Source organism: Otariodibacter sp., assembly GCF_029256985.1.
GTDB lineage: Bacteria > Pseudomonadota > Gammaproteobacteria > Enterobacterales > Pasteurellaceae > Otariodibacter.
This window is the reverse complement of the sequence record NZ_JARIDQ010000028.1, coordinates 1-25,247: the sequence shown is the minus strand read 5'-3', so window position 1 is coordinate 25,247 and position 25,247 is coordinate 1. Positions and strand designations below refer to the sequence as shown.

At 33.5% G+C, this 25,247-nt stretch carries 27 protein-coding genes and 1 pseudogene; 16 read left to right on the top strand and 12 right to left on the bottom strand.

Going from position 1 to position 25,247, the window contains the following annotated elements; translation table 11 throughout:
- Positions 1-209 precede the first annotated feature (209 nt).
- Positions 210-1,214, top strand: a complete 1,005-nt coding sequence (gene gap / locus Q1J40_RS02795) for a type I glyceraldehyde-3-phosphate dehydrogenase (protein WP_121123377.1) — start codon at positions 210-212, stop codon at positions 1,212-1,214.
- Between the two features lie 241 nt (positions 1,215-1,455).
- Here gap and Q1J40_RS02790 read toward each other — a convergent pair whose 3' ends face one another.
- Positions 1,456-3,054 (bottom strand): ABC transporter substrate-binding protein, encoded by a 1,599-nt coding sequence (locus tag Q1J40_RS02790; protein ID WP_301098508.1) that lies wholly within the window; start codon positions 3,052-3,054, stop codon positions 1,456-1,458.
- 216 nt (positions 3,055-3,270) lie between these two features.
- Here Q1J40_RS02790 and Q1J40_RS02785 point away from each other — a divergent pair.
- Positions 3,271-3,844 (top strand): annotated as a pseudogene (locus Q1J40_RS02785) (IS1595 family transposase).
- Positions 3,845-4,024: 180 nt separating this feature from the next.
- On the opposite strand, the gene Q1J40_RS02780 reads toward Q1J40_RS02785, so the two are convergent.
- The 3 genes from Q1J40_RS02780 to rsmI form a co-directional block, all read right to left on the bottom strand.
- Entirely contained in the window at positions 4,025-4,510 is a 486-nt protein-coding gene (locus tag Q1J40_RS02780) for a Dps family protein (protein ID WP_301098507.1), read from the bottom strand.
- Between the two features lie 158 nt (positions 4,511-4,668).
- A complete protein-coding gene (locus Q1J40_RS02775; protein ID WP_301098506.1) occupies positions 4,669-6,474 on the bottom strand; it encodes a monovalent cation:proton antiporter-2 (CPA2) family protein in 1,806 nt (601 codons plus the stop codon).
- A gap of 28 nt (positions 6,475-6,502) precedes the next feature.
- Positions 6,503-7,369 (bottom strand): 16S rRNA (cytidine(1402)-2'-O)-methyltransferase, encoded by an 867-nt coding sequence (rsmI, locus tag Q1J40_RS02770; RefSeq protein ID WP_301098505.1) that lies wholly within the window; start codon positions 7,367-7,369, stop codon positions 6,503-6,505.
- 91 nt (positions 7,370-7,460) lie between these two features.
- Between rsmI and Q1J40_RS02765 the strand changes: the two genes are divergently transcribed.
- The 4 genes from Q1J40_RS02765 to dolP are packed head-to-tail and all read left to right on the top strand — an operon-like array spanning position 7,461 to position 10,751.
- Positions 7,461-9,215, top strand: coding sequence for a penicillin-binding protein activator (locus Q1J40_RS02765; RefSeq protein ID WP_301098504.1), 1,755 nt, complete (start codon positions 7,461-7,463; stop codon positions 9,213-9,215).
- Complete coding sequence (locus tag Q1J40_RS02760; RefSeq protein ID WP_301098503.1) at positions 9,190-9,561, top strand: YraN family protein; 372 nt, start codon at positions 9,190-9,192, stop codon at positions 9,559-9,561. The genes Q1J40_RS02765 and Q1J40_RS02760 overlap by 26 nt, the downstream gene beginning before the upstream one ends.
- A gap of 1 nt (position 9,562) precedes the next feature.
- Positions 9,563-10,156, top strand: coding sequence for a D-sedoheptulose-7-phosphate isomerase (locus Q1J40_RS02755; RefSeq protein WP_301098502.1), 594 nt, complete (start codon positions 9,563-9,565; stop codon positions 10,154-10,156).
- 10 nt (positions 10,157-10,166) lie between these two features.
- A complete protein-coding gene (gene dolP, locus Q1J40_RS02750) occupies positions 10,167-10,751 on the top strand; it encodes a division/outer membrane stress-associated lipid-binding lipoprotein (RefSeq protein ID WP_301098501.1) in 585 nt (194 codons plus the stop codon).
- Between the two features lie 70 nt (positions 10,752-10,821).
- On the opposite strand, the gene Q1J40_RS02745 is transcribed toward dolP, so the two are convergent.
- From Q1J40_RS02745 to exbB, 3 genes are all read right to left on the bottom strand, one after another.
- Entirely contained in the window at positions 10,822-11,622 is an 801-nt protein-coding gene (locus Q1J40_RS02745) for a TonB family protein (protein ID WP_301098500.1), read from the bottom strand.
- A gap of 9 nt (positions 11,623-11,631) precedes the next feature.
- On the bottom strand, positions 11,632-12,018 hold the full coding sequence (exbD, locus tag Q1J40_RS02740) for a TonB system transport protein ExbD (RefSeq protein ID WP_301098499.1): 387 nt from the start codon (positions 12,016-12,018) through the stop codon (positions 11,632-11,634).
- A 70-nt stretch (positions 12,019-12,088) separates the two neighbouring features.
- Positions 12,089-12,532, bottom strand: a complete 444-nt coding sequence (gene exbB / locus Q1J40_RS02735; protein WP_301098498.1) for a TonB-system energizer ExbB — start codon at positions 12,530-12,532, stop codon at positions 12,089-12,091.
- Positions 12,533-12,685: 153 nt separating this feature from the next.
- Here exbB and glpE point away from each other — a divergent pair, with 153 nt between their 5' ends.
- The 4 genes from glpE to fis all read left to right on the top strand — a co-directional run bounded on the left by glpE (position 12,686) and on the right by fis (position 15,650).
- The gene (glpE, locus tag Q1J40_RS02730; protein ID WP_301098497.1) at positions 12,686-13,006 is read left to right on the top strand and encodes a thiosulfate sulfurtransferase GlpE; all 321 of its coding nucleotides are present in this window, start codon (positions 12,686-12,688) and stop codon (positions 13,004-13,006) included.
- Positions 13,007-13,043: 37 nt separating this feature from the next.
- Entirely contained in the window at positions 13,044-14,105 is a 1,062-nt protein-coding gene (gene sohB / locus Q1J40_RS02725; RefSeq protein ID WP_301098496.1) for a protease SohB, read from the top strand.
- Positions 14,106-14,368: 263 nt separating this feature from the next.
- The gene (dusB, locus tag Q1J40_RS02720; protein ID WP_301098495.1) at positions 14,369-15,334 is read left to right on the top strand and encodes a tRNA dihydrouridine synthase DusB; all 966 of its coding nucleotides are present in this window, start codon (positions 14,369-14,371) and stop codon (positions 15,332-15,334) included.
- Between the two features lie 22 nt (positions 15,335-15,356).
- On the top strand, positions 15,357-15,650 hold the full coding sequence (gene fis / locus Q1J40_RS02715) for a DNA-binding transcriptional regulator Fis (protein ID WP_301098494.1): 294 nt from the start codon (positions 15,357-15,359) through the stop codon (positions 15,648-15,650).
- Positions 15,651-15,730: 80 nt separating this feature from the next.
- Here the strand turns inward: fis and Q1J40_RS02710 are convergent, their stop codons facing one another.
- From Q1J40_RS02710 to Q1J40_RS02690, 5 genes are all read right to left on the bottom strand, one after another.
- Positions 15,731-16,261 (bottom strand): IS3 family transposase, encoded by a 531-nt coding sequence (locus Q1J40_RS02710; protein WP_301098520.1) that lies wholly within the window; start codon positions 16,259-16,261, stop codon positions 15,731-15,733.
- A gap of 14 nt (positions 16,262-16,275) precedes the next feature.
- On the bottom strand, positions 16,276-16,731 hold the full coding sequence (locus Q1J40_RS02705; protein WP_363321847.1) for a helix-turn-helix domain-containing protein: 456 nt from the start codon (positions 16,729-16,731) through the stop codon (positions 16,276-16,278).
- 127 nt (positions 16,732-16,858) lie between these two features.
- Positions 16,859-17,044, bottom strand: coding sequence for a YnbE family lipoprotein (locus Q1J40_RS02700; RefSeq protein WP_301098493.1), 186 nt, complete (start codon positions 17,042-17,044; stop codon positions 16,859-16,861).
- On the bottom strand, positions 17,041-19,803 hold the full coding sequence (locus tag Q1J40_RS02695; RefSeq protein WP_301098492.1) for a YdbH family protein: 2,763 nt from the start codon (positions 19,801-19,803) through the stop codon (positions 17,041-17,043). Before Q1J40_RS02695 ends, Q1J40_RS02700 begins: the two co-directional genes overlap by 4 nt.
- 3 nt (positions 19,804-19,806) lie before the next feature.
- Entirely contained in the window at positions 19,807-20,622 is an 816-nt protein-coding gene (locus tag Q1J40_RS02690; protein WP_301098491.1) for an HI_1241 family integral membrane domain, read from the bottom strand.
- Positions 20,623-20,712: 90 nt separating this feature from the next.
- Between Q1J40_RS02690 and gloA the strand changes: the two genes are divergently transcribed.
- The 6 genes from gloA to potC all read left to right on the top strand — a co-directional run bounded on the left by gloA (position 20,713) and on the right by potC (position 25,191).
- Positions 20,713-21,117: a lactoylglutathione lyase gene (gene gloA / locus Q1J40_RS02685; protein WP_301098490.1), complete on the top strand. Its 405-nt coding sequence runs from the start codon at positions 20,713-20,715 to the stop codon at positions 21,115-21,117.
- Positions 21,118-21,189: 72 nt separating this feature from the next.
- A complete protein-coding gene (gene rnt, locus Q1J40_RS02680) occupies positions 21,190-21,876 on the top strand; it encodes a ribonuclease T (RefSeq protein WP_301098489.1) in 687 nt (228 codons plus the stop codon).
- Complete coding sequence (locus tag Q1J40_RS02675) at positions 21,876-22,259, top strand: pyrimidine dimer DNA glycosylase/endonuclease V (protein WP_301098488.1); 384 nt, start codon at positions 21,876-21,878, stop codon at positions 22,257-22,259. Before rnt ends, Q1J40_RS02675 begins: the two co-directional genes overlap by 1 nt.
- Before the next feature lie 199 nt (positions 22,260-22,458).
- On the top strand, positions 22,459-23,571 hold the full coding sequence (potA, locus tag Q1J40_RS02670) for a spermidine/putrescine ABC transporter ATP-binding protein PotA (protein ID WP_301098487.1): 1,113 nt from the start codon (positions 22,459-22,461) through the stop codon (positions 23,569-23,571).
- The gene (potB, locus tag Q1J40_RS02665) at positions 23,558-24,418 is read left to right on the top strand and encodes a spermidine/putrescine ABC transporter permease PotB (protein WP_301098486.1); all 861 of its coding nucleotides are present in this window, start codon (positions 23,558-23,560) and stop codon (positions 24,416-24,418) included. Before potA ends, potB begins: the two co-directional genes overlap by 14 nt.
- Complete coding sequence (gene potC, locus Q1J40_RS02660; protein WP_301098485.1) at positions 24,418-25,191, top strand: spermidine/putrescine ABC transporter permease PotC; 774 nt, start codon at positions 24,418-24,420, stop codon at positions 25,189-25,191. Before potB ends, potC begins: the two co-directional genes overlap by 1 nt.
- Positions 25,192-25,247 lie beyond the last annotated feature (56 nt).

Sequence of the window (25,247 nt, the reverse complement as noted above, 5' to 3'; positions counted from 1 at the left end):
TAAGATATAACGTGAGTTTTACCGTTTTTTTAGAGTAATAATATAATATTATTTTTTGATAAAGATCACATAATACTCATATGCATTTGAATGTTGATCCATTTCCTGCTGTCAAAAAAGAGTAGGACTGTGTTATAATCTATAAGTCATTCATTCTTATGGATAGATGAAAGAATTTTGTTTAACTTTAAATTATAGGTGGAAAATCCATGGCTATTAAAATTGGTATTAACGGCTTCGGTCGTATCGGTCGTATTGTATTCCGTGCAGCACAATTACGTGATGATATTGAAGTTGTAGGTATTAACGATTTAATCGACGTTGACTACATGGCTTACATGTTAAAATATGATTCAACTCACGGTCGTTTTGACGGAACAGTAGAAGTTAAAGATGGTCACTTAGTCGTTAATGGTAAAACTATCCGTGTAACAGCAGAAAAAGATCCTGCAAATTTAAAATGGAATGAAATCGGTGTTGATGTTGCAGTTGAAGCAACTGGTATTTTCTTAACAGATGAAACTGCACGCAAACATATTACAGCAGGTGCGAAAAAAGTAGTATTAACTGGTCCATCTAAAGATGCTACTCCAATGTTTGTAAATGGTGTTAACTTTGATAAATATGAAGGTCAAGATATCGTTTCTAATGCATCTTGTACAACAAACTGTTTAGCGCCATTAGCTAAAGTTGTTCATGATAAATTTGGTATTAAAGAAGGTTTAATGACAACTGTTCACGCAACAACTGCAACACAAAAAGTTGTTGATGGTCCTTCTATGAAAGATTGGAGAGGTGGTCGTGGTGCTTCACAAAACATTATTCCATCCTCAACAGGAGCAGCTAAAGCAGTAGGTAAAGTATTACCTGCATTAAATGGTAAATTAACTGGTATGGCGTTCCGTGTACCAACAACTAACGTATCTGTTGTTGACTTAACTGTTAACTTAGAAAAACCAGCTAAATACGAAGAAATCTGTGCAGAATTAAAACGTGCATCTGAAAATGAATTAAAAGGTATCTTAGGTTATACTGAAGATGCTGTAGTTTCTACAGACTTCAATGGTTGTACATTAACATCAGTATTCGATGCAGCAGCAGGTATTGCGTTAACAGATACTTTCGTTAAATTAGTTTCTTGGTATGATAATGAAACTGGTTATTCACACAAAGTATTAGATTTAGTTGCTTTAGTCCATAACTATAAAGGCTAATTAAATTATTGAGTTTTAGATAATATTATCTAGACGAATAAACCTACTCTTACTCAGTTAAATTTTCTGAATGAGAGTAGGTTTTTTTCTTAGAAATATGATATATGGAAAGAATTATGATTGAGTATTAAGATACTCAGAATAGGAGAATGGGTACTAAAAAATCTGCACTTTAATTACTATTTTTCGTAAGTCAGCGTGCAGATTTAAAACAGAATAACTAGTTTATGCTAGCTATTCGTTAGTCTACAATTTTAGTACCGTAGAAATAAGTATAACCAAATGGACTTTGTTTATAATCTTTTACACGTTTTCTTAACACTTTATAGTTAAGTGAATGTGCTACATTAATCCAAGGAGTTTGTTCTTTTAGTAATACTTGAGCTTGCTCGTAAAGTTTAGCTCTTTCTGACTTATCTGATAAACCTCTTGCCTTATCAAGTAATGTATCCAATTTAGGGCTATTAAAGCGAGCATAGTTACTATTACCAATATTTTCACTGGCAAACAATGGGGATAAGAAATTATCAGGATCACCATTATCACCTGACCATCCGTAAATGCCCGCCGTTAATTCACCCGCTTTAGTGCGTTTGAGATAGTCTCCCCATTCATAAGTCACTAATTTGGCATTTACACCTACTTTAGCCCAGTCACTTTGAATAAGTTCAGCTAAACGACGAGGGTTTGGATTTGATGCTCTTACAACAGGTTGAACCCAAAATTCTGTATCAAAACCATTTTCATATCCTGCTTCTTTCAACAATTCTTTCGCTTTTTCTGGATTGTATTCATAATCAGTAATTGAATTATTATATCCCCAAATTGTTGGTGGAAGTGGGTTTTTAGCTACAACTCCACCTCCTCTATAAACTGCATCAATAATTGCTTTTTTATCAACTGCATAATTAAGCGCTTGACGAACTTTTACGTTATCAAATGGTGCTTTTTGAGTATTGAATGCAATATAAGCAATATTTAACCCTTCCTGAGAAATCACAGTTAGATTAGGATCTGTTTTCATTTTTTCAAGATCGGTAAGATTTGGAAAGTCGATAGTATCACAAGTACCAGCCTGTAATTTTGCATAACGAGTACTTGCATCTGGCACAATATCAAAAATTAATTGATCAATGTCCGCTTTGCCTTTCCAATAATCTTTATTCGCTAAAAAGCGAATTTTTTGTTCAAGTTGATAGCCAGCAAAAACAAATGGGCCAGTACCAATAGGGGTAGTATCAACTGTTTCTGGATGACCTTCTTTCATCATTTTATCTGCATATTCTGCTGAATAAATAGAGATGAAATCCATACCCAAGCTTGCAAGGAAGGTTGCATCTTGCTTATTCAATGTGATTTTCACCGTATTATCATCGATTTTTTCTACCGATTTTAATAAGCTAGGGAATTTCATTGAATTAAAATATGGATAAGTACCGTTTGAAACATTGTGGTATGGGTGATTTGGATCAAGTTGGCGTTCGAATGAAAATACCACATCGTCAGCATTAAAATCGCGAGTTGGGGTAAATTCTTTATTAGAATGGAATTTTACTCCTTTACGCAAATGGAATGTGTAGGTTAAACCATCATCACTGACATCCCAACTTTCTGCTAAAGCAGGCTCTAAATCAGTTGAGCCTCGTTTGAATTCAATTAGGCGATTATAAACTTGTTGTGAACTTGCTGTATAGTCAATGCCATCCATTACCAATGCGGGACTAAAGCTTGATGGTGCACGGCTGGTACAGTTGATGAAGGTATTAAATTCTGCTGCTTGAGTTGCCGTCGCAAATAATAATGTCACGCTAAGTAATGAAAGTTTAGGTTTAATTTTCATACTTTCTCCTATTGATATTTTAACACTCAATGACAAGATATCGATTTTATTATTGTAGGTAAAGAACAAAAAAAAGACTCTTATAACTAAAAAGAATATTAATATAATTAAGTATCTGTCATAGTATTTTTAAGAGAATAAAGTAGATTAGTAACTATGTTAGTCTATAAAAATGAAGATAACTCATTATAAGTTAAAAAATCAACGCAGAAAAAGCTGATAGAATTTTTTGTACTAGAAGCAACAGGCTCATCTTACTACCATATATTTGGTATCCAAGCTAATTCAGTTATACTTTTTATCATAAAATTCTTCAGGTCATTACCAACCATTTACTGATTGAATTTAATGAAGTTTTGAGAGAAAAATAGAACTTGATGAAAGTTATTTTGAAAGACAGACGTAGAAGAGTAAATGAAGTCTTGTGGCTACAGGAAAAGTCACGGTTTTTTATATTCTAAAAAGGCAAGGTAAGGTCTTTATTATAGTTGTAGAAAATACGAAGTCAGAAATATTACTCTCTGCTATTAAAAAATTAAGCTGGGCAACAGAAGTTTATACAAATATTTATCATGGTTATGATACGCTTGATGCAAGTAAATTTCATCACGAAATAAAAAAATATTAAGAAATATTTTTAAGGAGAAAAAATCATATAAATAAAATAGAAAAATTTTGGAATCAAGCAAAGTGAGTACTTAGAAAAAAATAGTGGAATAAACTAAAAAACTTTTCTTTATTCTTAAAGAAATATGAATTTCGGTTTAACTTTGGAACACAAAAAGAGTAGCTAACATACTGAGAAATAGTGTAATATTTAGGACTAATCTACTTAAGTTTCTTAGTCTAAATGGAATTTCTAGTCGCTATTTAAGGCTGTCCTTATTTAATATAAGTTAGTTATGTATAAAAAAGCTGATGCAATGATCAGCTTTAGAAATTCAATAACTCTGTCTTTATATTGCTATAATTATTGTTGGCAGGTTGTACAAGCTGCAGCTGCTGAGAACATCCATACAAGTTTTTCTTGTTCTTTGATGTAGTCACTCATTTGTGATGCTGTACCTTCATCTTCTACTTCATTTGCAACTGTTAAGATTTCGCGTTGTAGTTTAAGTAATGTTTGGAAACCTTCTAAAGTTCCTGATAAACATTGTTGAGCAGAACTAACACCGATATCTTCTTTGATAAGAGACTCTTTTAAGTATTGACTGAACCCATTTGCAGGAACTTCATCTAAAGTTAAAATACGTTCTGCAACTTCATCAATTTTAAGAATTAAATTATCATAAATTTCTTCAAATTTTGCGTGTAATTCAAAGAAGCTAACACCTTTGATATTCCAGTGGTATCCACGAACATTTGTGTAGAATACTTGATAAGTTGCAAGTAATTTATTTAATTCTGTTGCTAATTTTTTTGATGATGTAATATCTAATCCAATTTGGTTAGTCATAATATATTCTCCTATAATTTTTTATTGTGACTTCATATAACCGTTAATGATTTTAAGTAAAAAAAAACAATAAGTGAAATGAATATAATTCACTTTTTAATAGATTATAGCTATTAAAAAGATGATATTGATTTTCAATAATTATTTGATAATTATAATCAATGCTCTTTATTAATAATTTGTTGAATTTCTAGCATAGCTTCTTGATCATTTTCTAATGCAATTTTTAAGAATGCATCATTTTTAAATTGATCTATATTCGGATTATAGACCTCAGCCATGAGTTTTACACTATGACGATCATTGTAGAAATATGCTCTACCTACTTCATCTACAACTTCTTTATCCATTCCCATTACTTCAAGAGCCTTTTTACCTGTTCTTAGTGCTGAATCAAAAGTTTCACGTACTTGAATATCGGCACCAACTTTATAGAGATCAAACACATGAAGTCGATCGTAAGCTCTTGCAATAATTTTTAATTGAGGATTAAGTTTTCGTGCAAGTTCTACGATTTGTAATGCTTGTTTCTTATCATCTATAGCAACGATTAATAATTCTGCGTCAGCTATACCAGCAGCACGTAATAGCTCTGGGCGACTAGCATCTCCGTAATAACTTTTTATACCTCGTTTTTTCATGCCTGCTACTAAAGCTGCATTTTTATCAATGACGGTAGGATGGTAACCTGTCATCATTAATAAATGATTAACAATTTGTCCAAATCTACCTAATCCAATAATAATAGTTGGATGTTGTGCATCAATATGATCGGCTTCTGGTTCAGTTGCTACACGTGCGACTCTTGGAATTACATATTTTTTATATGCAGCCAAACATAAAGGTGTAAGAGCCATTGATAATACAACTATTGCAGTCATACTTGCTTGCATATTTTCATCAATTAAACCTTGCATTGATGCGGTAGAGAAAAGAACAAACCCAAACTCACCACCTTGACACATAATAAAAGCTCTATCTACTGCAATAGCGTGATTATTTTTGGTTAAACGTGCAACGATATAAACGCAGAATGATTTAGTAAACATAAATACTGGAACACCTAAAAGTACTAATGCCCAGTTATCAAATACTACAGAGAGATCTAATGACATTCCTACGCTCAGAAAGAATAGACCTAATAGTAAGCCTCGAAATGGTTCTACATCAGCTTCAAGTTGATGCCTAAAACTGGATTCTGAGAGAAGAACTCCTGCTAAAAAGGCGCCCATTGCCATCGATAAACCACCTAATTCCATTAATAAAGCAGAACCAAGTACAACAAGTAGGGCTGCTGCAGTCATTACTTCTCGAGTTTTTGCTTTGGCTAATATTTTAAATAATGGATTAAGTAGCCATATTCCAGCTACAACAAGTAATGCGATAGATAAACCAGCAATACCAAGAGTCATCCATACAGGTTCATTAGATGAAATATGGTAAGGGGATAAGAAAGCAACAAATGCTAAAAGTGGAACAATCATTAAATCTTCAAAGAGTAGAATTGAAACTATTTTTTGACTTCGTTGAGAAGTCATATCACCACGATCACTAAGCTCTTGCATAACAATTGCAGTAGAGGTAAGTGTAAATCCAGCTCCTGCAATAAATGCGACCTCCCAGGCAAAACCAGCAAGAATACCAAGCGAAACAACGGCAGAACCAACAATTAATATTTGAAAGGCTCCTACACAAAAAATATGTTTGCGCAGTCCCCAAATATGAGAAGGTTTCATTTCTAATCCAATAATGAATAAGAACATAACCACACCAAATTCTGCAATGTGTATTATGCTCTCTGAATCACTAAATAAACCTAGGCCAAAAGGGCCAATAGCAAGACCTGCTACCAAGTAACCTAATACAGATCCTAGCCCTAAGCGTTTAAAAAGTGGTACTGCAATAACTGCTGCAGTTAATAGTGTTACAACTGCGGTAAGTTGATTAGCTCCTTCTGCTGCCATATATTCTCCTCTAGCGATAGATTTAAATTCATTCTTTAAAATGAGTTAAGCCATATTGGTATAACTCATTTTTTTTATATCCAAAACTTTCTGCAACAATTATTGCTGCTTTTTTAAGGGGAAGTTCTTTACTTAATCTTTCTAATAAATTAGTTGCCTGTGGTGAAATGTCACCTCTATCAGATAATATAGATGTTCCCTCAATTACTAATACTATTTCTCCTCTTATACGATTAAGATCTTCATTTATCCAATCAATTAATTTTTCAACAGTTGAACCATATATAGTTTCCCAAGTTTTTGTAAGTTCTCTAGCCATGACAATATATCGTTCAGCACCAAATATTTTTTGTATATCTGCTAATGAATCTAAAATTCTGTGTGTTGATTCATAAAAAATCATTGTACGAGATTCTTCCAATAAGGAGGTTAGCTTATCACAACGACCTTTTGTTTTAGCTGGCAAAAAGCCTTCAAAACAAAATCGATCAGAAGCAATGCCTGCGCTACAAAGTGCAGTAATAGCTGCACAAGGACCTGGTAGTGGAACAACTTTAATACCTACTTCTCTACACTGGCGGACAAGGTGAAATCCTGGATCGCTAATGAGGGGGGTACCAGCATCAGAGATTAGTGCAATACTTAAGCCTTTTTGTAATTTATCTATGAGTACATTCACTTTTTGTTGTTCATTATGATCATGTAAAGCAAAAAAAGGTTTTTTTATGCCATAATGGCTTAATAGTAATCCACTATGACGCGTATCTTCAGCCGCAATTAGATCTACGCTTTCAAATGTATTTAATGCTCGTTGAGTAATATCTTCTAGATTACCTATTGGTGTAGCTACAATATATAATATACCTGATTGATTCGTACTATATCCGTTTTTCATTTGATTTTCGTCAGTTTGATCAGTAAGATTTAAACTAGGTAATTCTATAGAAGAATCAATATTCTAATTTTCCAACTGATGGAGTAATAAAATGTCTACTATTTTAGTACAAAGTTGTGCCTTTAGCCAAAAAATCAAGAAAGTATTTGTTCCCACTGCACTAGCAGTATTTTTATCAGCTTGTACTGGTACTAACTTTTTCACCAATGAGGTAACAGAATCACTAAAAAATCCAGCTTATTCTAGTTCTGAATTCTATATAAATAAGGCAGATACATCTACAAATAGAGAAGATCAACAAACTTATCGTCTTTTAGCTATTCGTAAATTGCTTGATGAAAATAAAGTTGTAGAAGCTCAAAATACAATTCAAATGTTGAATGTTACAGAGTTTAATGAATTACAACGTTTAGAATATAATTTGCTTTCAGCACGCTTGTTGGCAAAACAAAATAAAAATGATCAAGCGTTACAATTACTTTCTCAGCTACCTCAAAATACATTGAGTCAATCTCAATCTTTGCGTGTCTATGAAACCTATGCTCAAGTTGCGGAGAATAAAAAGGATGTTATTGAAACCGTTCGAGCAAGAGCTCTTATGGACAATTATTTGACGGATAATAGAGCTCGTCAAGATAATAATAATAAGATTTGGGCAACGTTACGTAATGCTAATCGGGGAATGTTAGAACACGCAACAGCAAATCCGGGAGAAATAGGCTTAGCTGGATGGTTATCTCTGATTGTTGCTTATAATCAAAGTATATCAAATCCAAGTCAATTACCACAGGCTATTGAGAATTGGAAAAGCCAATATCCAAATCATAGTGCAGCACAATTATTACCAACAGAGTTACAAAATATTGCAACATTTCAACAAACTCAATTAAATAGTGTAGCATTATTGTTACCATTGAGTGGCGATACAAAAATTTTAGGTGATATCATCAAGAAAGGCTTTGATGATGCAAGAGGTAACGCTCCAACAACTGTTCAGGTCTATGATACTACAGCTCAACCACTTAAAGATGTTGTAAATCAAACAATGCAACAAGGGATTCAAACTATCGTTGGGCCATTGCTAAAATATCGTGTTGATGAAATGTTATCTGACCCAGAAACTCAGAATATTAATGTCTTAGCATTAAATAACACACCCAATTCGAAAGCAATTGCAAAAGTTTGTTACTATGGTTTAGCTCCTGAAGCTGAAGCCAGATCAGCAGCAAATCGCTTCTTGAATGATGGTATTTCAACAGCAATTGTAATTGCTCCTCAAGATGATTTTGGTATTCGGTCAGCAGATGCTTTTGCTCAGCGATGGAGACAACTGACAAATAAAGATACTAATATTCGCTATTATAGAGAACCATTAGAAGCGATTGATACATTAAGAAATAATGGAGTAGCTAAGCAAAGTGGTGTTTATTTATTGGGTAATGCGACACAATTACTTGAATTAAAACAAGGTTTAGATAATGCAGGTCTTACGAACCAGCTATCTCTATATTCATCTTCTAGAAGTAATTCGCCAAATAATGGACCTGATTTTAGATTGATGATGGAAGGGATTAAATTTAGTGAAATTCCTCTGTTAGCTGATTCAAATTCAGACTTATATAAGCAGGCTGATACGTTAGCTGGAAGCGATTTTTCTATGATGAGATTGTATGCGATGGGCTCTGATTCTTGGGCTATAGTAAACAAGTTTAATGAATTACGGCAGATTCCTGGGTATAAAATTTCTGGTTTAACAGGTGTATTGAGTGCAGGAACTAATTGTACAATTGAACGAGATATGACTTGGTTAGAATATAAGAATGGTTCAATTGTTCCAACGAACTAATCATAGGAAGCAGGGAGCCTATTTTGAACAGAAAGCGAGATCTTTTTTAGAAGAAAAAGGTTTAACTTTTGTTGCAAAAAATCAATTTTTTCGATGTGGTGAATTAGATTTAGTTATGCAAGAAGGAAAAACTTTTATATTTGTTGAAGTTCGCCAACGTAAAAGTAATTATTTTGGGTCAGCTGTTGAAAGTATTGATTTAAAGAAGCAATTAAAATGGCTAAAATCAGCTAATCTTTGGTTATCAATGAGAAATCAAAGTTTGGATACGGCTGATTGCCGTTTTGATGTAGTCGTTTTTGAAGGGAATGATAATCCTATTTGGATAAAAAACTTTTTAGGATAATATGCTAGATAAAATTCAAGATCGCTTTGCGGAAAGTATACAAATTCAAATTGCAACAGCAGATGTATTACCTGAAGTATTAAATAATGCAGCTAGTAAGATTGTAGATTGTTTATTGAGCGGTCATAAAATTATTGTATGTGGACATGGACGTTCTTATACTAATGCGCAGTTATTTGTGAGTCATCTATTACATCGTTATGATCTAGAAAGACCGAGTTTATATGCTCATTTATTACATTTTGATGCGGTGTTTGCTAGTCAACTAAACCAAGAACGTAACTTAGAGCAGATTTATAAGAAACAGCTACAAGTTGTGGCTAGCAAGCAAGATATTTTTATTGCATTTTCACCTATGGGTAATGAAACTTGTGTACTTGATGCAATAAGTTATGCGAATAGTGAAGATTTGACAATATTGGCTTTTACAAGTAATCAAAATGATCATACTCAAGGGTTATTAGGAGATGATGATATTGAGATCTCAATTCCTTCTAGTAATGAAATGAGAGTAATTGAAGGTCATCTATTTTGTATCAATTTAATTTGTGAGTTAGTCGATCATCTATTATTTAACCCAATTTCAAATAACTAAGGGGGAAGGAATGTTTTTAAAGAATAAAAAATTTGGATTTATTGTACTTACTTCGACAATATTTTTACTACAAGGGTGTATTACAACTGCTGTAGTAGGAACTGCTGCAGTAGCAACAAAAGTAGCTACAGATCCAAGAACTGCAGGGCGTCAAATTGATGATGAAACATTAGAGGAGAGAGTAGCTTATAATCTCAATAGAGATGCTCAACTTCAGGAGGAAGCAAGAATTAATGTTGTCGCTTATGATGGCCAAGTTTTATTGATTGGTCAAGTACCAAATGAAACTGCTAAACAAACTGCTCAAAATATTTCTGGTGGTGTTGATGGTGTTCGTAATGTTTATAATGAGATCAGAATTGCACCAAAAATTGCTGTTGGTCAAATTAGCAAAGATAGTTGGATTACTACAAAAGTTAAATCTCAGTTATTGGTAAATGCTGAAGTTAAAGCGACTGATGTAAAAGTTATTACCGAAAATGGGGAAGTTTTCTTAATGGGAAATTTATCTCGTTCTCAAGCTGATGTAGCTGCGAATGTTGCAAAATATGTAGATGGTGTTTCAAAGGTTGTAAAAGTGACAATTTCTAACTAACATTGATAATTATCTATCCAATAAAAAGTAGCCTTCAATATATTGAAGACTACTTTTTTATTAAAAAATATTAGTGTAAACTAAATCTTATAGGGACTGTCAGGGATGAAGGGAACCCTGTGGGTGGTGCTGATTTCATATCTGTATTTTGCGCAGCCTTTACTGCTGCAACATCTAAATTACTGTTCCCTGATGATTTAACTACCTTGACGTTAATAAGTTTTCCTGATGAAGAAATAGAAAAAGATAATGTAACAGTACCTGTTTTTCTCATCATTTGTTCTCTTCTTGGATAGCTATTATTAGCTTGATGTTGAAGTGCTTTTTGTAATTGAGCTTTGTAACGATTCAAGTCTCCATTAGATGCTTGGCTATTTCCTTGACTACCGTTATTACTAGAAATTTGATTGTTATTTGATGTACTACCCATTTGAGCTTGAGAATTTTGTGGTATATTAGGTACAGCTTTCGCAACAATACCTTTTTTAGTTACACTACTTTTTTCTATAGCCTTAGGTTTCGATTTCTTTTTTGGTTTGGGCTTTTCCTTTGGCTTTTCTTTCGGTTTTGGTTTTGACTCTTTCTTTTGTTTTGCAACGATAGGTTCTTGTTCAATAACCTTTTCTGGAATTTCTTCCTTGGGTTGAACTTCTTCTAAGACTTCTTCATGTATATCTGTATTATCCGTTTGAGCAGTTGCAACTTGAGGTTGTTCCAATAATGCAGTCATCATTTGCATGGAAATACTGCTTACTTCTTCTGTTGCTCTTACTGGTGGAGTGTTATGTAATAACCATCCTACACCAGCAAAAGCCAATCCATGTATAATAATTGAAGTTATAAGACCGATTTGAGAATGCGTTTTATTCATGCAAATATCCTATTCTGAGGTCTCTTTTTTGGTAATAATAGCAACATTCTTTATTTCATTAGCAGATAAAAGATCTGTTAATGCAACAAATGTTTCAAAAGTTACAGCTCCATCAACTTTAAGAGTAACTTTTTGTTCTTTATCCCAAGTAGTAATTTCTTCTTCAAGTAACTCTTTTGTGATTGGCTTATCATTATAAAAAAAGGAATTATCTTTTGTAATTGTCAACAGTTTTGCTAACTCATCTGCTTTTATTGCTTGTGTTGTCGATGCTTTCGGTACATTAACTTGGATTTTCCCTTGAGAAATAAAAGATGCTGTAACGAGTACGATAGCAAGCAACACTAACATAATGTCGATAAAAGGAATAATATTAATTTGATCAAATTTTTTCATATGTTATGTATGTTTTTAAATGAGTAAAATAAAAGTGAGAAAATAACCGCTTATTTATAATTATTTTTATTTACTTACGATGTTGAGCATCTTGCCAAAGTAATTTATTTTTCTCGACGCTACGACCAAATCCGTTATAGAAAATCATTGCTGGGATCGCAACTAAAATCCCAATAGCGGTTGCTTTTAAAGCAAGAGAAAGGTGTACCATGATAGAACCTGCATCAAGATCTCCCCCGGTATTACCTAATTCATAGAAAGTAAGTAATATACCAATTACAGTTCCAAGCAAGCCAACATATGGAGCGTTAGAACCGATGGTTGAAATTGTTGTGAGGTTATGAGTTAGATCGATTTCCAATGATTCAATAGTCTGATAATTCGTTATATTCACTTTTTTATAAAAAAGAATTCTTTCAATAATTTTTGCAAGTAAAATAATACTCATTAATCCGAGCAACCCAAGAATAAAATAATCGACATATTGTTGTAAAAATGTGAAGAATTGTACCATTTAAAAACCTTAAATTTTTTATGTATTTATATGAGAATCATTATTATATGCATTAAAGACAAAACTTCAATACTAAAGTCAGATAAAGTGTAATATTTACAATTTATAGTTTAATGCTATATTAAAGATTAACTACAAATTATGGGTAATATAATGGAAGAAAATTTCGTAGAAATAACGCCTCCCGAAGCGTGGAATATACTCAAACAAGGAAATGCTGTTTTAGTCGATATTCGTGATTTAATTAGATTTCAACACAGCCATCCTCAAGATGCTTTTCATCTAACTAATTTAAGCTATAGACAATTTTTAGATAAATATGATTATGAACACTCGATAGTAGTGATGTGTTATCACGGGATAAGTAGTAGAAATACTGCACAATATCTTGTAGAGCAAGGATTTGAACGAGTATACAGTGTTAAAGGTGGTTTTGATGCTTGGGTAAAAGAAAACTTACCTGTAGAGTACTAAATATACACAAAGCAATAATAATGAAAAGGAATAGTATATGTGGAAAGAGATATTACTAAATTATGGAATTTTTTTATTGGAATTATTAACATTATTTGGCGCAATAGCAGTCATTATTATGATAATTTTAGAAAATCGTAAACAACCTGAAAATGGAGTAATTACAATTGTAAATCTATCTAAAAAATACAAAGAACAGAAAAAATCATTGAGTAATTTATTTCTTTCTAATGCTGAACAAAAATATTTAGATAAAGTCTACAAAAAAGAGCAAAAGGCTAAAAATAAACGTGATAAGAAAATTTTAAAAAAAAGGCATAATTTAGGAAGTCAAGAGACTAAACCTAGATTATTTGTACTTAATTTCCAAGGAGATATTCAAGCTAGTGGTGTTTCTGCTTTACGTAAAGAGATCGATGCTATTATCACTCTTGCTAATATAGAAAAGCATGATGAAGTTTTGCTAAAGCTAGAAAGTCCAGGTGGGGTAGTGCATGGATATGGTTTAGCCGCCTCACAGCTACAGCGATTAAAAGATAGAAACATACCTTTAACTATAGCGGTAGATAAAGTTGCTGCAAGTGGAGGATATATGATGGCATGTGTGGCAGATAAAATTGTTTCTGCTCCTTTTGCTGTCATCGGTTCAATTGGCGTTGTAGCTCAAGTTCCTAATATACATAGATTATTGAAGAAACATGATATTGATGTAGATGTAATGACTGCAGGCGAATATAAACGTACGGTCACTTTAATCGGAGAGAATACTGAAAAAGGAAAACAAAAATTCCAACAAGAGTTGGAAGAAGCACATTTTTTATTTAAACAATTCGTTGAAAGTCATCGCCCTCAACTTAATATTGAGAAAATTGCAACGGGAGAACATTGGTTTGGTAAGCAAGCTTTAGAATTAAATCTAATTGATAAAATTTCAACAAGTGACGATTTATTACTCGAAGCGTTAGATCAAAAAGATGTTTTTGAAGTAAAATATAATCAGAAAAAGAAATTAATAGCAAAAATTGGAGAGCAAGCGGAGTCAAGTATTGAGCGTATTTTGAATAAAATACTCTTTAAAAGTAGCAGAGATATGCTATAGAGTACATTCTATTTTGTCATAAATATTACTCCATTTTATGATTAAAATGATAATTATTTTAATAAAATCAAAAAATATTAAGATTGTTGAATAAATAGTCTTCCAAAATTAGAAAAAAATGCGTATCATATCTACCCCTAATTCGAGAGGATTTACTTCCCTTTGAATATTAGATGCAGATTAAATAAAGTACGGTTTATACCGTACTTTGTTATTTGTAGAGGATTTTTATTGTTTTTGTGTAAAAAATCATCAGGTGAGTTGTGCGTATAGGTAAGCATGAAATAAAAAATAGAATTTTTCTTGCTCCAATGGCAGGCATCACTGATCAGCCTTTTAGACGTTTATGCAGTCAGTTTGGTGCAGGGTTAACTTTCTCAGAAATGATGTCAACTAACCCTAAGGTTTGGCATACAGAGAAATCTAAATTACGACTATCTCATCATGCAGATATAGGCATAAATGCTGTACAAATTGCAGGCTCTGATCCTTTAGAAATGGCAAATGCTGCAAAAATTAATGTAGATTATGGGGCAGATATCATTGATATTAACATGGGATGCCCTGCAAAGAAGGTAAATAAAAAATTGGCTGGTTCAGCCCTTTTACGTGAACCTGATTTGGTCGAAAAAATTTTAGAGGCAGTGGTAAAGGCTGTGGATGTACCTGTAACATTAAAAATTAGAACAGGTTGGGATCCAGAACATAAAAATTGTCAACAAATTGCAAAGATCGCTGAGAATGCAGGGATTTCTGCTCTAACTATTCATGGGAGAACTCGCCAATGTTTATTCCAAGGAGAAGCTGAATATGATTCAATTCGTATGGTTAAACAATCAGTTTCAATACCTGTAATAGCTAATGGAGACATAACTTCAGCAGAGAAAGCAAGGTTTGTTTTTAATTATACTGGAGCTGATGCTGTAATGGTTGGGAGAGGAAGTTTAGGAAATCCTTGGATATTTAAGGAGATTAAAAATTTTTTAGAGAATGGGAGACTTTCTCCTGAGTTATCAGTCTATGAAAAGAGTCAATTTATGCTGAAGCATATAGCAGATCTTTATTCTTTTTATGGAGATGAAAAAGGTTATCGCATTGCCCGTAAACATGTTGGTTGGTATATCGATAAACTAATCCCAAACTCAAATTTTAAGCGTACTTTTAATGCGCTAGACTCTGCAAAAGCACAGTTTGAAGCATTGGAAGATTTTGTGAAATTGATTCGTTAGAATCTTAAGTTGGATAGAGAAAATGTTAGAACAACAAGCAACAAACTCATTGACAGTGGCTATGCTGAATGCACAGGCACAACAAGTAAATAAACCACTTCGTGATAATGTTAAACAAGCAATCAGAAACTATTTATCACAATTAAATGGTGAAGATCCAACAGAATTATACGAGTTGGTCTTATCAGAAATCGAACACCCAATGTTGGATATGGTAATGCAGTATACTCGTGGTAATCAAACACGAGCTGCAACTATGTTGGGTATTAACCGTGGTACTTTACGTAAGAAATTAAAAAAATACGGTATGGGTTAATTGAGTTAAAATAATATTATAAAAAACCTTATAACTGTTTATCTTTTTGAACTGACCCCAAAATCTTGGACAGTTTAAGTTTATCTCAAGGACTGAATTCTGTATTCCACAGGACTCAGTCCTTTAAGTTTAAGTTGAATACGCTTATGATTGTAATAATGAATGTACTCACGAATTTGCTTTTCCAGTGCTTCAATGCTTTTAGGCTTTTCAATATAAATGGTCTCATACTTCAGTGTTGCGAAAAAAACCTCCATTAACGCATTATCTAGGCAGTTGACTTTTCGGCTCATACTTTGGCGTATTTTATGCTTTTTAAGCGTCTTTCTAAAAGGCTCCATTTGGTAATGCCAGCCCTGATCAGAGTGAAGCATTAACTTTTTATGACGACTTCTTTTCGTCTTATTTAGCGCAAGAGCTAGCATTTTATCTACTAAGTTATAAGTTGGTCTCCTAGATAAAGTATAACTCACGATCTCATTGTTATAACAATCAAGAATTGGTGATAGATATAACTTATTATCTCCTATCTTAAACTCTGTAATATCGGTTAACCAGTGTTTATTGGGTTCATCCGAATAGAAGAGATGTTTTAAATAATTCTTTGCTATTAAGCCATAGCATCTTAGTCCTTCAATGATCCTCGTTTTTTCTCGGCTTGCTTCTTCTCTCTGAGCAAGACATCGAGCTTTTTTAAGTAAGCATTCTCCGCACGTAGATATTCCAGCTCTCGTTTAAGCTCTGCTAATGTCTTTTCTTCATCGGGTTTGTCTGTGATAAAGGGTTTAGTCATAGATGGTCTACCTTTAGGTTCAGGAATGAGTCCATTCATACCTTGTTGTTGATATGCTTTGTACCAATGACTAATTAAAGCGGGCGAGCTGATATTAAACTTGAGGGCAATCTCAGACTGACTTAAGTTTTGTTCAAACATAGTTTTGAGTACGTTGAGTTTAAATTCGCTACTGTAGTGAGCTTTACTTGTCTTTGGTTTAATTGCGTCTATACCGCCACTTTGGTATTGGTTTACCCATTTAGCTATGCACTTTGGATCTACATTAAACTTCTTGCCAGTGGCAATGCCAGTATGTCCTTATCTATAATATGCTATAACTTTAATCTTAAAAGCTAGATCGTAACGCATAAAAATACCCCATAAATTGTGCTCCAACTTATGGGACACAGTTCATTTATGAGGTTTTTCTTTATTATTTATTGTCTGAATTTTTAATAATCGCCTGTGATTTTTCATCCATATTCACTTCAATTTTGTGATCCACCACAACATTCATATTTATTGTAATCCCTTCTTGTGGGGTTTCGAGCTGAATTTTAGGAGTACAAGCGGTCAGATATACTGTAAAAAATGCATAAAATAAGTATTTCGATTTCATTGGTTATCCAATCTTTTATAAATAGAGTGTTCAATATTTTGTTCAAATTCTGAACCGTAATTAATTAATTTCCATAAATCAAATATATTTTCTTGATGATTATAATTCAAATTAGCTTTGGTTTTCTGATAATCTAACGAATGTATTTTTAATGATGTTTTTAAATTCATCAAACCTGCCGAATCAAGATTAACTTTTGCATTTAATTCATCAATACTGCTATTGTTGACGACCGTCATAAGTAGTTGTTCAGTATATCCTCCTTCTTTAATTGCGTTCAATAATTCGGGCGTGAATTTCAGCGTACTTTCTCCTGATTTAACTAAGGTACCTTCACAGATATAGCAAGGGTTGCCTGATAACCAAAATGGGAGGATAGCATTGGCTTGCCCTTTTAGATCAATTTGTCGATATTGTGCTAGTGAGAGAATATCTTCAAAGTGGATGTTAAATAAGTTTAAGTAAGCAATTTGAGTTTGTGGCAACGCAAATTTATCAACAGTCAGTTTCCCTCCTAATAAATTAAAGGAAAGTTCTCTCAGAGTGAGTGGTCGTTTTTTGCTGTAAGGGTAATGTCCTTGAATTTTCATCTTAGCATTATTTAGTTTAATTCCTACATCAATTTCTGCAATTTTGACATCAAGTGCTTGCTTAGCTCCAATATCAAATTCATTATTTTGATATTGATAAGGTAAAGAAAATTCAATTCCTTGCATACTACCATTTGGTAACGATATTTCTCCATTACGAATGGCAAAATGTCCACCGGCTATTAAGCCTCTTTCTGCATTAGCACTAAATGAAGTTTCACCACGAATTGTGCCATTGGTAATAATCCAATTTGAACGGATAGGAAAGAGTGATTGGAACACATCTGCCGGTTGTTCAGCCCAGTAAAGTTTACCAATAATATTACTTGATTGAGGTGTCAATTCTCTACGAGCAAAGAAACGAATTGGACCTAATTTGCCTGAACTGATTTCACCATTTAAACGTAAATTTTCTAATTTACCATCAAAATTTAAAGTGCCCGTAGGGGATTCAAATTCTCCACCATAATCAAATTGTATTTTTTGCATATCAAGTTGTAATCCACCTGCTAGAGCATTGACTTCGTAAGCAAAAGTTATTGGGTTGGCTAAGGTAAGGGTAGTATTAGGAATTAAGACAGCATTTTGCTGAATTTTACCAATATTGCCTTCAAATTCAGATAGTTGAATAATATTTTTTTGCCAATTACCTCGGCCAGCGATATTCATTGAGCTATTAAAGGCTTTTATCGCTGACTCTCCCCAAAATCGCCATTGCCAAAGATCCGTAACAGTTTCGTGATTCATCGGATCAGTAAATAGAGAAAGCAATCCCGCTTTGAATTTTCTAGCAAATCCATCTAAATGTAATTCGATATTATCAAAATCCGGACTTTCAGCTTTTAAGATGGCTTGTAATCGTCCAGTAATGCCGTATTTATCAATCAAAAGTCCTGCCATTGGGAAACGTAGATCTCTAATCGTTAATAAACGTTCTGCACCTGTCATTCGTAATAGTGAGCCAGGCAGAAAACGGAGTACAGGATTGTCATATTCTCCTTTAAAATCTAAAGGTAGAGAGGTATAGACAATAAAATTGTCCTGTTTAATATTCCCAGTGATTTGAAGCGGTAAGTTAAATGAATCTTTTTGTAATATTCCTTCAAGGTTGTTAATAACCACATTGCCTTTACCATGTCTATTATTTGTCAGTAAACTAATGCGGGTGGTCGTTTTGACTGGATATAAGTCATCAAAATAGAAACTATTTGGGGTAATTGAAGTGGTGATAAAACCCCGTAAAGTAAAATCTTCACTTAGTAACCAATTTACATAGCCTCGTGTGATATTTAGACTTTCTCCATCAAAATTAATCGGCAATTCAATCTTATTATTTGGATTGAGTGAGGAATGTAATACAAAATCCCCTAAAAATTGATGTTCATCATTTTCTTCCCAAGCAAGAGTCATATTCCCTTGTTGTAAATCAGGATCACTCACCATATTTTCTGGCAAATACCAGTTATATTCTAATTGTGCTTTAGGAGGAATGGAGAGAATTTGATTATTTATTACAGTAGAAAAGCTGAGTTGATGTTGCTCTTTTTTCTCTTGTGAGACAATTTCTTCCGTATTTTTATTTGGTTTATAGATTATGTTACCAGCTAGAGTTTGATTCTCAAAGTTAAGTGAGAGATTAAGGTTTTTTTGTGCTAAAGAAGTGGTCAGTGTATCATTAAAATAGGTAAATGTTATCTCATTAGGTTGTTCTAACAGTGATTTTAGTCGAGGATTGATTTCATCAGGTAAGTGGATAACAGATAATGCGTTTACGCTTATCAAACCATTAGGGACCATAGAAAATATCGAAGCTAAGCTTTCTAAAGTAATATCTGCTGATGAAGATGAATCTTTGTTATTTGTAGGTAATAGGGCGAGACAAGAATAATCAATAATCGCTTGTTGTAATGTGATTTTATTCTGATTAGCCCACTGAACATTTAAATCATCAGTAGAAATAATCGTACAATTTTGATAAGCAAGGGAGAAAAAAGGGAGGCTTGCACCTTCTAAGCCAGGTGAGATCCCTTTGGGAATTTCAGCCTTCCACTCATCAGGTAAGATCCAATTAATTGTAGTCGCTAGTTGGCTGCCACTCATTAGAGCTAAACCACCGCTAATAAGAATAGCGATGATGCTAGCTAGGATAATTAGACCTCGTTTTAGCATAATTTAAATGATATTAGTAAATGGATAAAGCATTGCTAAAAAGGTTGCAGTAGTCCAAGCAACAGGATTTTTAATACTTTTTCCAAGCAGTAACCAAGCTAGCATAACAAGAATAATAAACTGAATCACAAAGAAAATAAAATATGGCACTAATTGCATATCTGGCATAATTTGTAATTGTTGGTAAAGTACAAAAGTGACCCAGATATAGTTAAAGGCTAACAAGATTAAAGCAATAAGTACTAACAGTTTTAAAAATCTTTCTAAGCGACTTTTTGCGATAATTAAGTACCAACCAGCTAATAATACGCCTAACATTAATTGTGCAAAATTGTTAGCTCGAATTCCATTAAATAAAGAAGGAAGCTCAACCCAGTAAATAATTAAATATTGCAATACGCCAATGAATGCAACAGCTAAACCTAAATAGAGTATTACTCTATAGAGTCTTTGATCCTCAGGAACTTTCCAATATAAAAATGGAATAAACAAAGAGGTTAGCATTGAAATAATCATTGGAATATGTTTTGGAGTAAAGCTGAGCGTGTATAGAAAATTCCCTATGGAGAAAATAACAAAAAAAGGAAGAATATAAATCAAGCGTCCATATTGTCCTGCACAAATTTGTCCTTTGAGCAATACGATAAACATAATAATTGTTGTGACAAAAAAAGCAAGTAAGTAAGGTGAAATGAATATCGAATTCATTGGTGCTGCGATATAATTCAGTAACATTTCAATGAATAGCATTAATGTTACAGGCAAGATCGCGAAAGTAATAATTTCTAATTTGGATGGTGTTTGATAATCGTATAACATAATATCAGCCAGAAAAATGATTTTGAACGGAGATTATGCCATAATACCATTCGTTTTTTCTATGTTAAATATGTTAAAAAGGAGTTGAGTATGAGAATTTTACATACTATGTTACGTGTAGGTAATTTAGAACGCTCTATCAAATTTTACACAGAAGTGTTGGGAATGCGTTTATTACGTACAAGTGAAAATGAACAGTACAAATATTCATTAGCTTTTGTCGGTTATGCAGATGAGAGTGAAAGTGCTGTGATTGAATTGACTTATAACTGGGGTGTAGATAGCTACGATTTAGGTACGGCTTATGGTCATATTGCTCTAGGTGTAGATGATATTTATGCAACTGTTGAAGCGGTTCGTAAAGCGGGTGGAAATATTACTCGTGAAGCGGGGCCTGTAAAAGGTGGTACAACTTTAATCGCTTTTGTGGAAGATCCTGATGGTTATAAAATTGAGTTTATCGAAAATAAAGATGCTCAAAAAGCGTTAGGCTAAACTCAGTCTTCACAAATTGAAAATTATTAATGAATAGGGGAATCACACATTCCCCTTAAAAATGTAAACCTGATGACAGAAAAAATAGAAAATCAACTAATAAATTATAATTTAATGAAACATCGTTTTCGTGGTTACTTACCTGTGGTAATTGATGTTGAAACTGCAGGACTAAATGCTAAAACAGACGCATTGTTGGAAATTGCTGCGATTACCCTTTCAATGGATGAAGATGGCTATATTCAACTTGATAAAAAATATCATAGTCATATTCAACCTTTTGAAGGAGCGAATGTTAATCCTGAATCTTTGAAGGTAAATGGAATTAATATTGAAGATCCAGAACGGGGTGCGATTTCTGAAGATATTGCTATTACTGATATGTTTAAAATGATTCGAAAGGCTGTTAAAGATGCGGGTTGTCAACGAGCGGTGATCGTGGCACACAATGCCACTTTTGATCAGGCATTTTTACAAGAAGCAGTGAAGAGAATCAATGCTAAACGAGATCCATTTCACCCTTTTGCCTTATTTGATACGGCAACCCTGGGTGGATTTATGTATGGTCAAACGGTACTAGTGAAAGCTTGTCAAATGGCAGGTATTGCATTTGATGGTAAACAAGCACACTCAGCCTTATATGATACAGAACGTACCGCAGAATTATTTTGTACAATGGTTAATAAATTGAAAGATCTTGGTGGTTTTCCTCCATTATCTCCCTCTCCTACACCAAATATGGAAACAAAAGAAGTTTAATGACTAGAATTAACGTAGTGCCTGTTACAGAATTATGTGACCAACATTTGTTAGCTGAACATCGAGAGCTGACTCGTATTCCGAATGCCATCGCTAAAGGTAAATATAATTTAGCAGGCCAGCCTCTTGATTATAAATTGGGTGAGGGGCACGTACGTTTTTTCTTTAATAAACTTACTTTTTTAAAACGACGATATGATGCCTTACACGATGAGTGCAAGAAAAGGGGCTTTAACGTTCAATATATCTGGCCAATGGAGTTACCAGCTGATCCCTTATTATGGCTTGATTATCAAGTTACTGAGCAAGCTCTCAAATTAAATCGTGAAAGGCTTAAATTAAGAATGCCACAAAAGGCAAGATTTACTTCTTATCCATCATAATTTTGCTTATTTTTAGGATGAACAGACCGCTTGTAGTCAAACTGAACAAGTAATGACTAATTTTTACTTTCATTCTCGTTCCATTATCTATATCATTAAGGGTCGTTTTATAGCGTATCGCTATCGCACAAGTTATGCTGAATTATTATTCAGATTTTTGCATTTTCTCAACAATACCCTAGGGGGAAAACAAAAATAAATGGAAAAACTAGATCAAAAACCAATTATTGAGCTTCGTTCGATCACAAAACGTTACGGTGATAAGACAATTATTGACAAGTTAGATCTTACAATCAATGATGGTGAGTTTTTAACAATTTTAGGTCCATCAGGTTGTGGTAAGACTACAGCGTTACGTTTAATTGCTGGATTTGAAGACTTAACGGAAGGCTTTGTCATTTTAGATGGGCAAGATGTGTCGAACGTGCCGGCAGAGCAACGCCCTGTAAATACCGTTTTCCAAAGTTATGCGCTTTTCCCACATATGACGATTTTCGAAAATGTGGCATTTGGATTGAGAATGCAAAAAATACCCGAGGCGGATATTAAACCTCGTGTAATGGAAGCATTAAAAATGGTCCGCTTAGAAGATATGGCGAATCGTAAACCTGCGCAATTATCTGGTGGTCAGCAACAGCGTATTGCTATTGCAAGAGCTGTGGTTAATAAACCCAAAGTATTGCTATTAGATGAATCTCTTTCTGCATTAGATTACAAATTGCGTAAAGAGATGCAAAACGAATTAAAAGCATTACAACGTCAATTAGGTATTACCTTTATTTTTGTTACTCACGATCAAGAAGAAGCATTAACAATGTCAGATCGTATTATCGTAATGAACAAAGGTAATATTGAACAAGACGGTACACCTCGTGAAATTTACGAAGATCCGAAGAATTTATTTGTGGCTCGTTTCATTGGTGAAATCAATGTATTTGAAGCAACTGTAATTGAAAGAGTATCAGAAAAGACTGTTAAGGCGAATGTGGAAGGTCGTATTTGTGAAATCCACACTGATATTCCAGTTCATCCTCAACAAAAATTAAACGTATTATTACGTCCAGAAGATATTGTGATTGAAGAATTAGATGAGAATGAAGCATCTAAAGCAATTATTGGACATATCATCGATCGTAACTATAAAGGTATGACATTAGAATCAAGTGTTCAGCTTGACCACAATGGTATGAATGTATTAGTAAGCGAATTCTTTAATGAAGATGATCCAAATATTGATCACTCAATTGGCCAGAAAGTAGCATTAACTTGGTATGAAGGTTGGGAGGTTGTAATCAACGATGAAAATCACTAGCAATAAATTTCAAAAGATCACGGTTGCAGTTATTTTCGGTTGGTTGATTTTTTTCGTCCTTATTCCGAATTTGCTCGTTTTAGTAACGAGTGTAATGACTAAAGATACTAGCGACCTGATTGAATTTACTTTTTCATTAGATAGCTATAAACGCTTAATTGATCCACTTTATTCTCAAGTATTGTGGAATTCCTTATATATGTCGGGAATTGCCACTATTATTTGTTTAGTTTTAGGTTATCCATTTGCATTTATAATGGCAAAATTACCAGAAAAATATCGTCCGCTATTATTATTCTTAGTGGTGTTACCATTCTGGACAAACTCGCTTATTCGTATCTATGGAATGAAAATTTTCTTAGGTGTGAAAGGGATATTAAATGAATCATTACTTTGGCTAGGTGTGATCGATTCACCAATTCGTATTTTGAATACCGAAGTCGCAGTGGTAATTGGTTTAGTGTATTTGCTTTTACCGTTTATGATCTTACCGCTTTATTCATCTATTGAGAAAATTGATGGACGTTTACTTGAGGCTGCAAGAGATTTAGGTGCAAATGCGTTTCAACGTTTTATCCGTGTGATTATTCCTTTAACGATGCCGGGTATTGTGGCAGGGTGTTTATTAGTTCTGCTTCCTGCAATGGGTATGTTCTATGTGGCAGATTTACTTGGTGGTGCTAAAGTATTACTTGTGGGTAATGTAATCAAGAGTGAATTCTTGGTAACGCGTAACTGGCCATTTGGATCTGCAATCAGCATTGCACTTACTGTGTTAATGGCATTGATGATCTATATTTATTATCGAGCAAATAAACTGATGAATAAGAAAGTGGAGTTAGAATAATGAAACGCGTATTTAAAACCTTATTTATGTTTTTGGTGTACGCGTATTTGTACATCCCAATCATCATTTTAGTTACAAACTCGTTTAATGCGGATAGATATGGCTTGAGTTGGAAAGGGTTGAGTTTCAATTGGTATGAGCGTTTATTTAATAATGATACCTTAATTCAAGCTGCAGGACATTCTGTGAGTATTGCTTTCTTTTCAGCAACACTTTCTACAATCATCGGTGCGATGACAGCTATTGCTTTATACCGTTATCGTTTCCGTGGTAAACAAATGGTTGGCGGAATGTTGTTTGTAGTAATGATGTCACCTGATATCGTTATGGCTGTATCATTATTAGCATTATTTATGATCGTGGGCGTATCATTAGGATTTTGGTCATTATTATTTGCTCACGTCACGTTCTGTTTGCCTTATGTGGTGATCACCGTATCTTCTCGTTTGAAAGATTTTGACTCAAAAATGCTGGAAGCTGCGAAAGATTTAGGTGCAACAGAAGTGGTTATTTTACGTAAAATCTTATTGCCGTTATTATTACCAGCAATTGTTTCTGGTTGGTTATTAAGTTTTACTATTTCACTTGATGACGTAGTAGTATCCTCATTCGTTACGAGTGCAAGTTATGAAGTTTTACCACTTAAAATTTTCTCATTGGTAAAAACAGGCGTAACTCCAGAAGTGAATGCATTGGCAACGCTTATGATTATTCTTTCGTTAGTCTTGGTAATTCTGAGCCAAGTTATAACAAAAAATAAAAACCAATCATAGATTTAAAATAGCCCGCAATTAGCGGGTTATTTTTTGTAAAAAATAATGTAGAACTG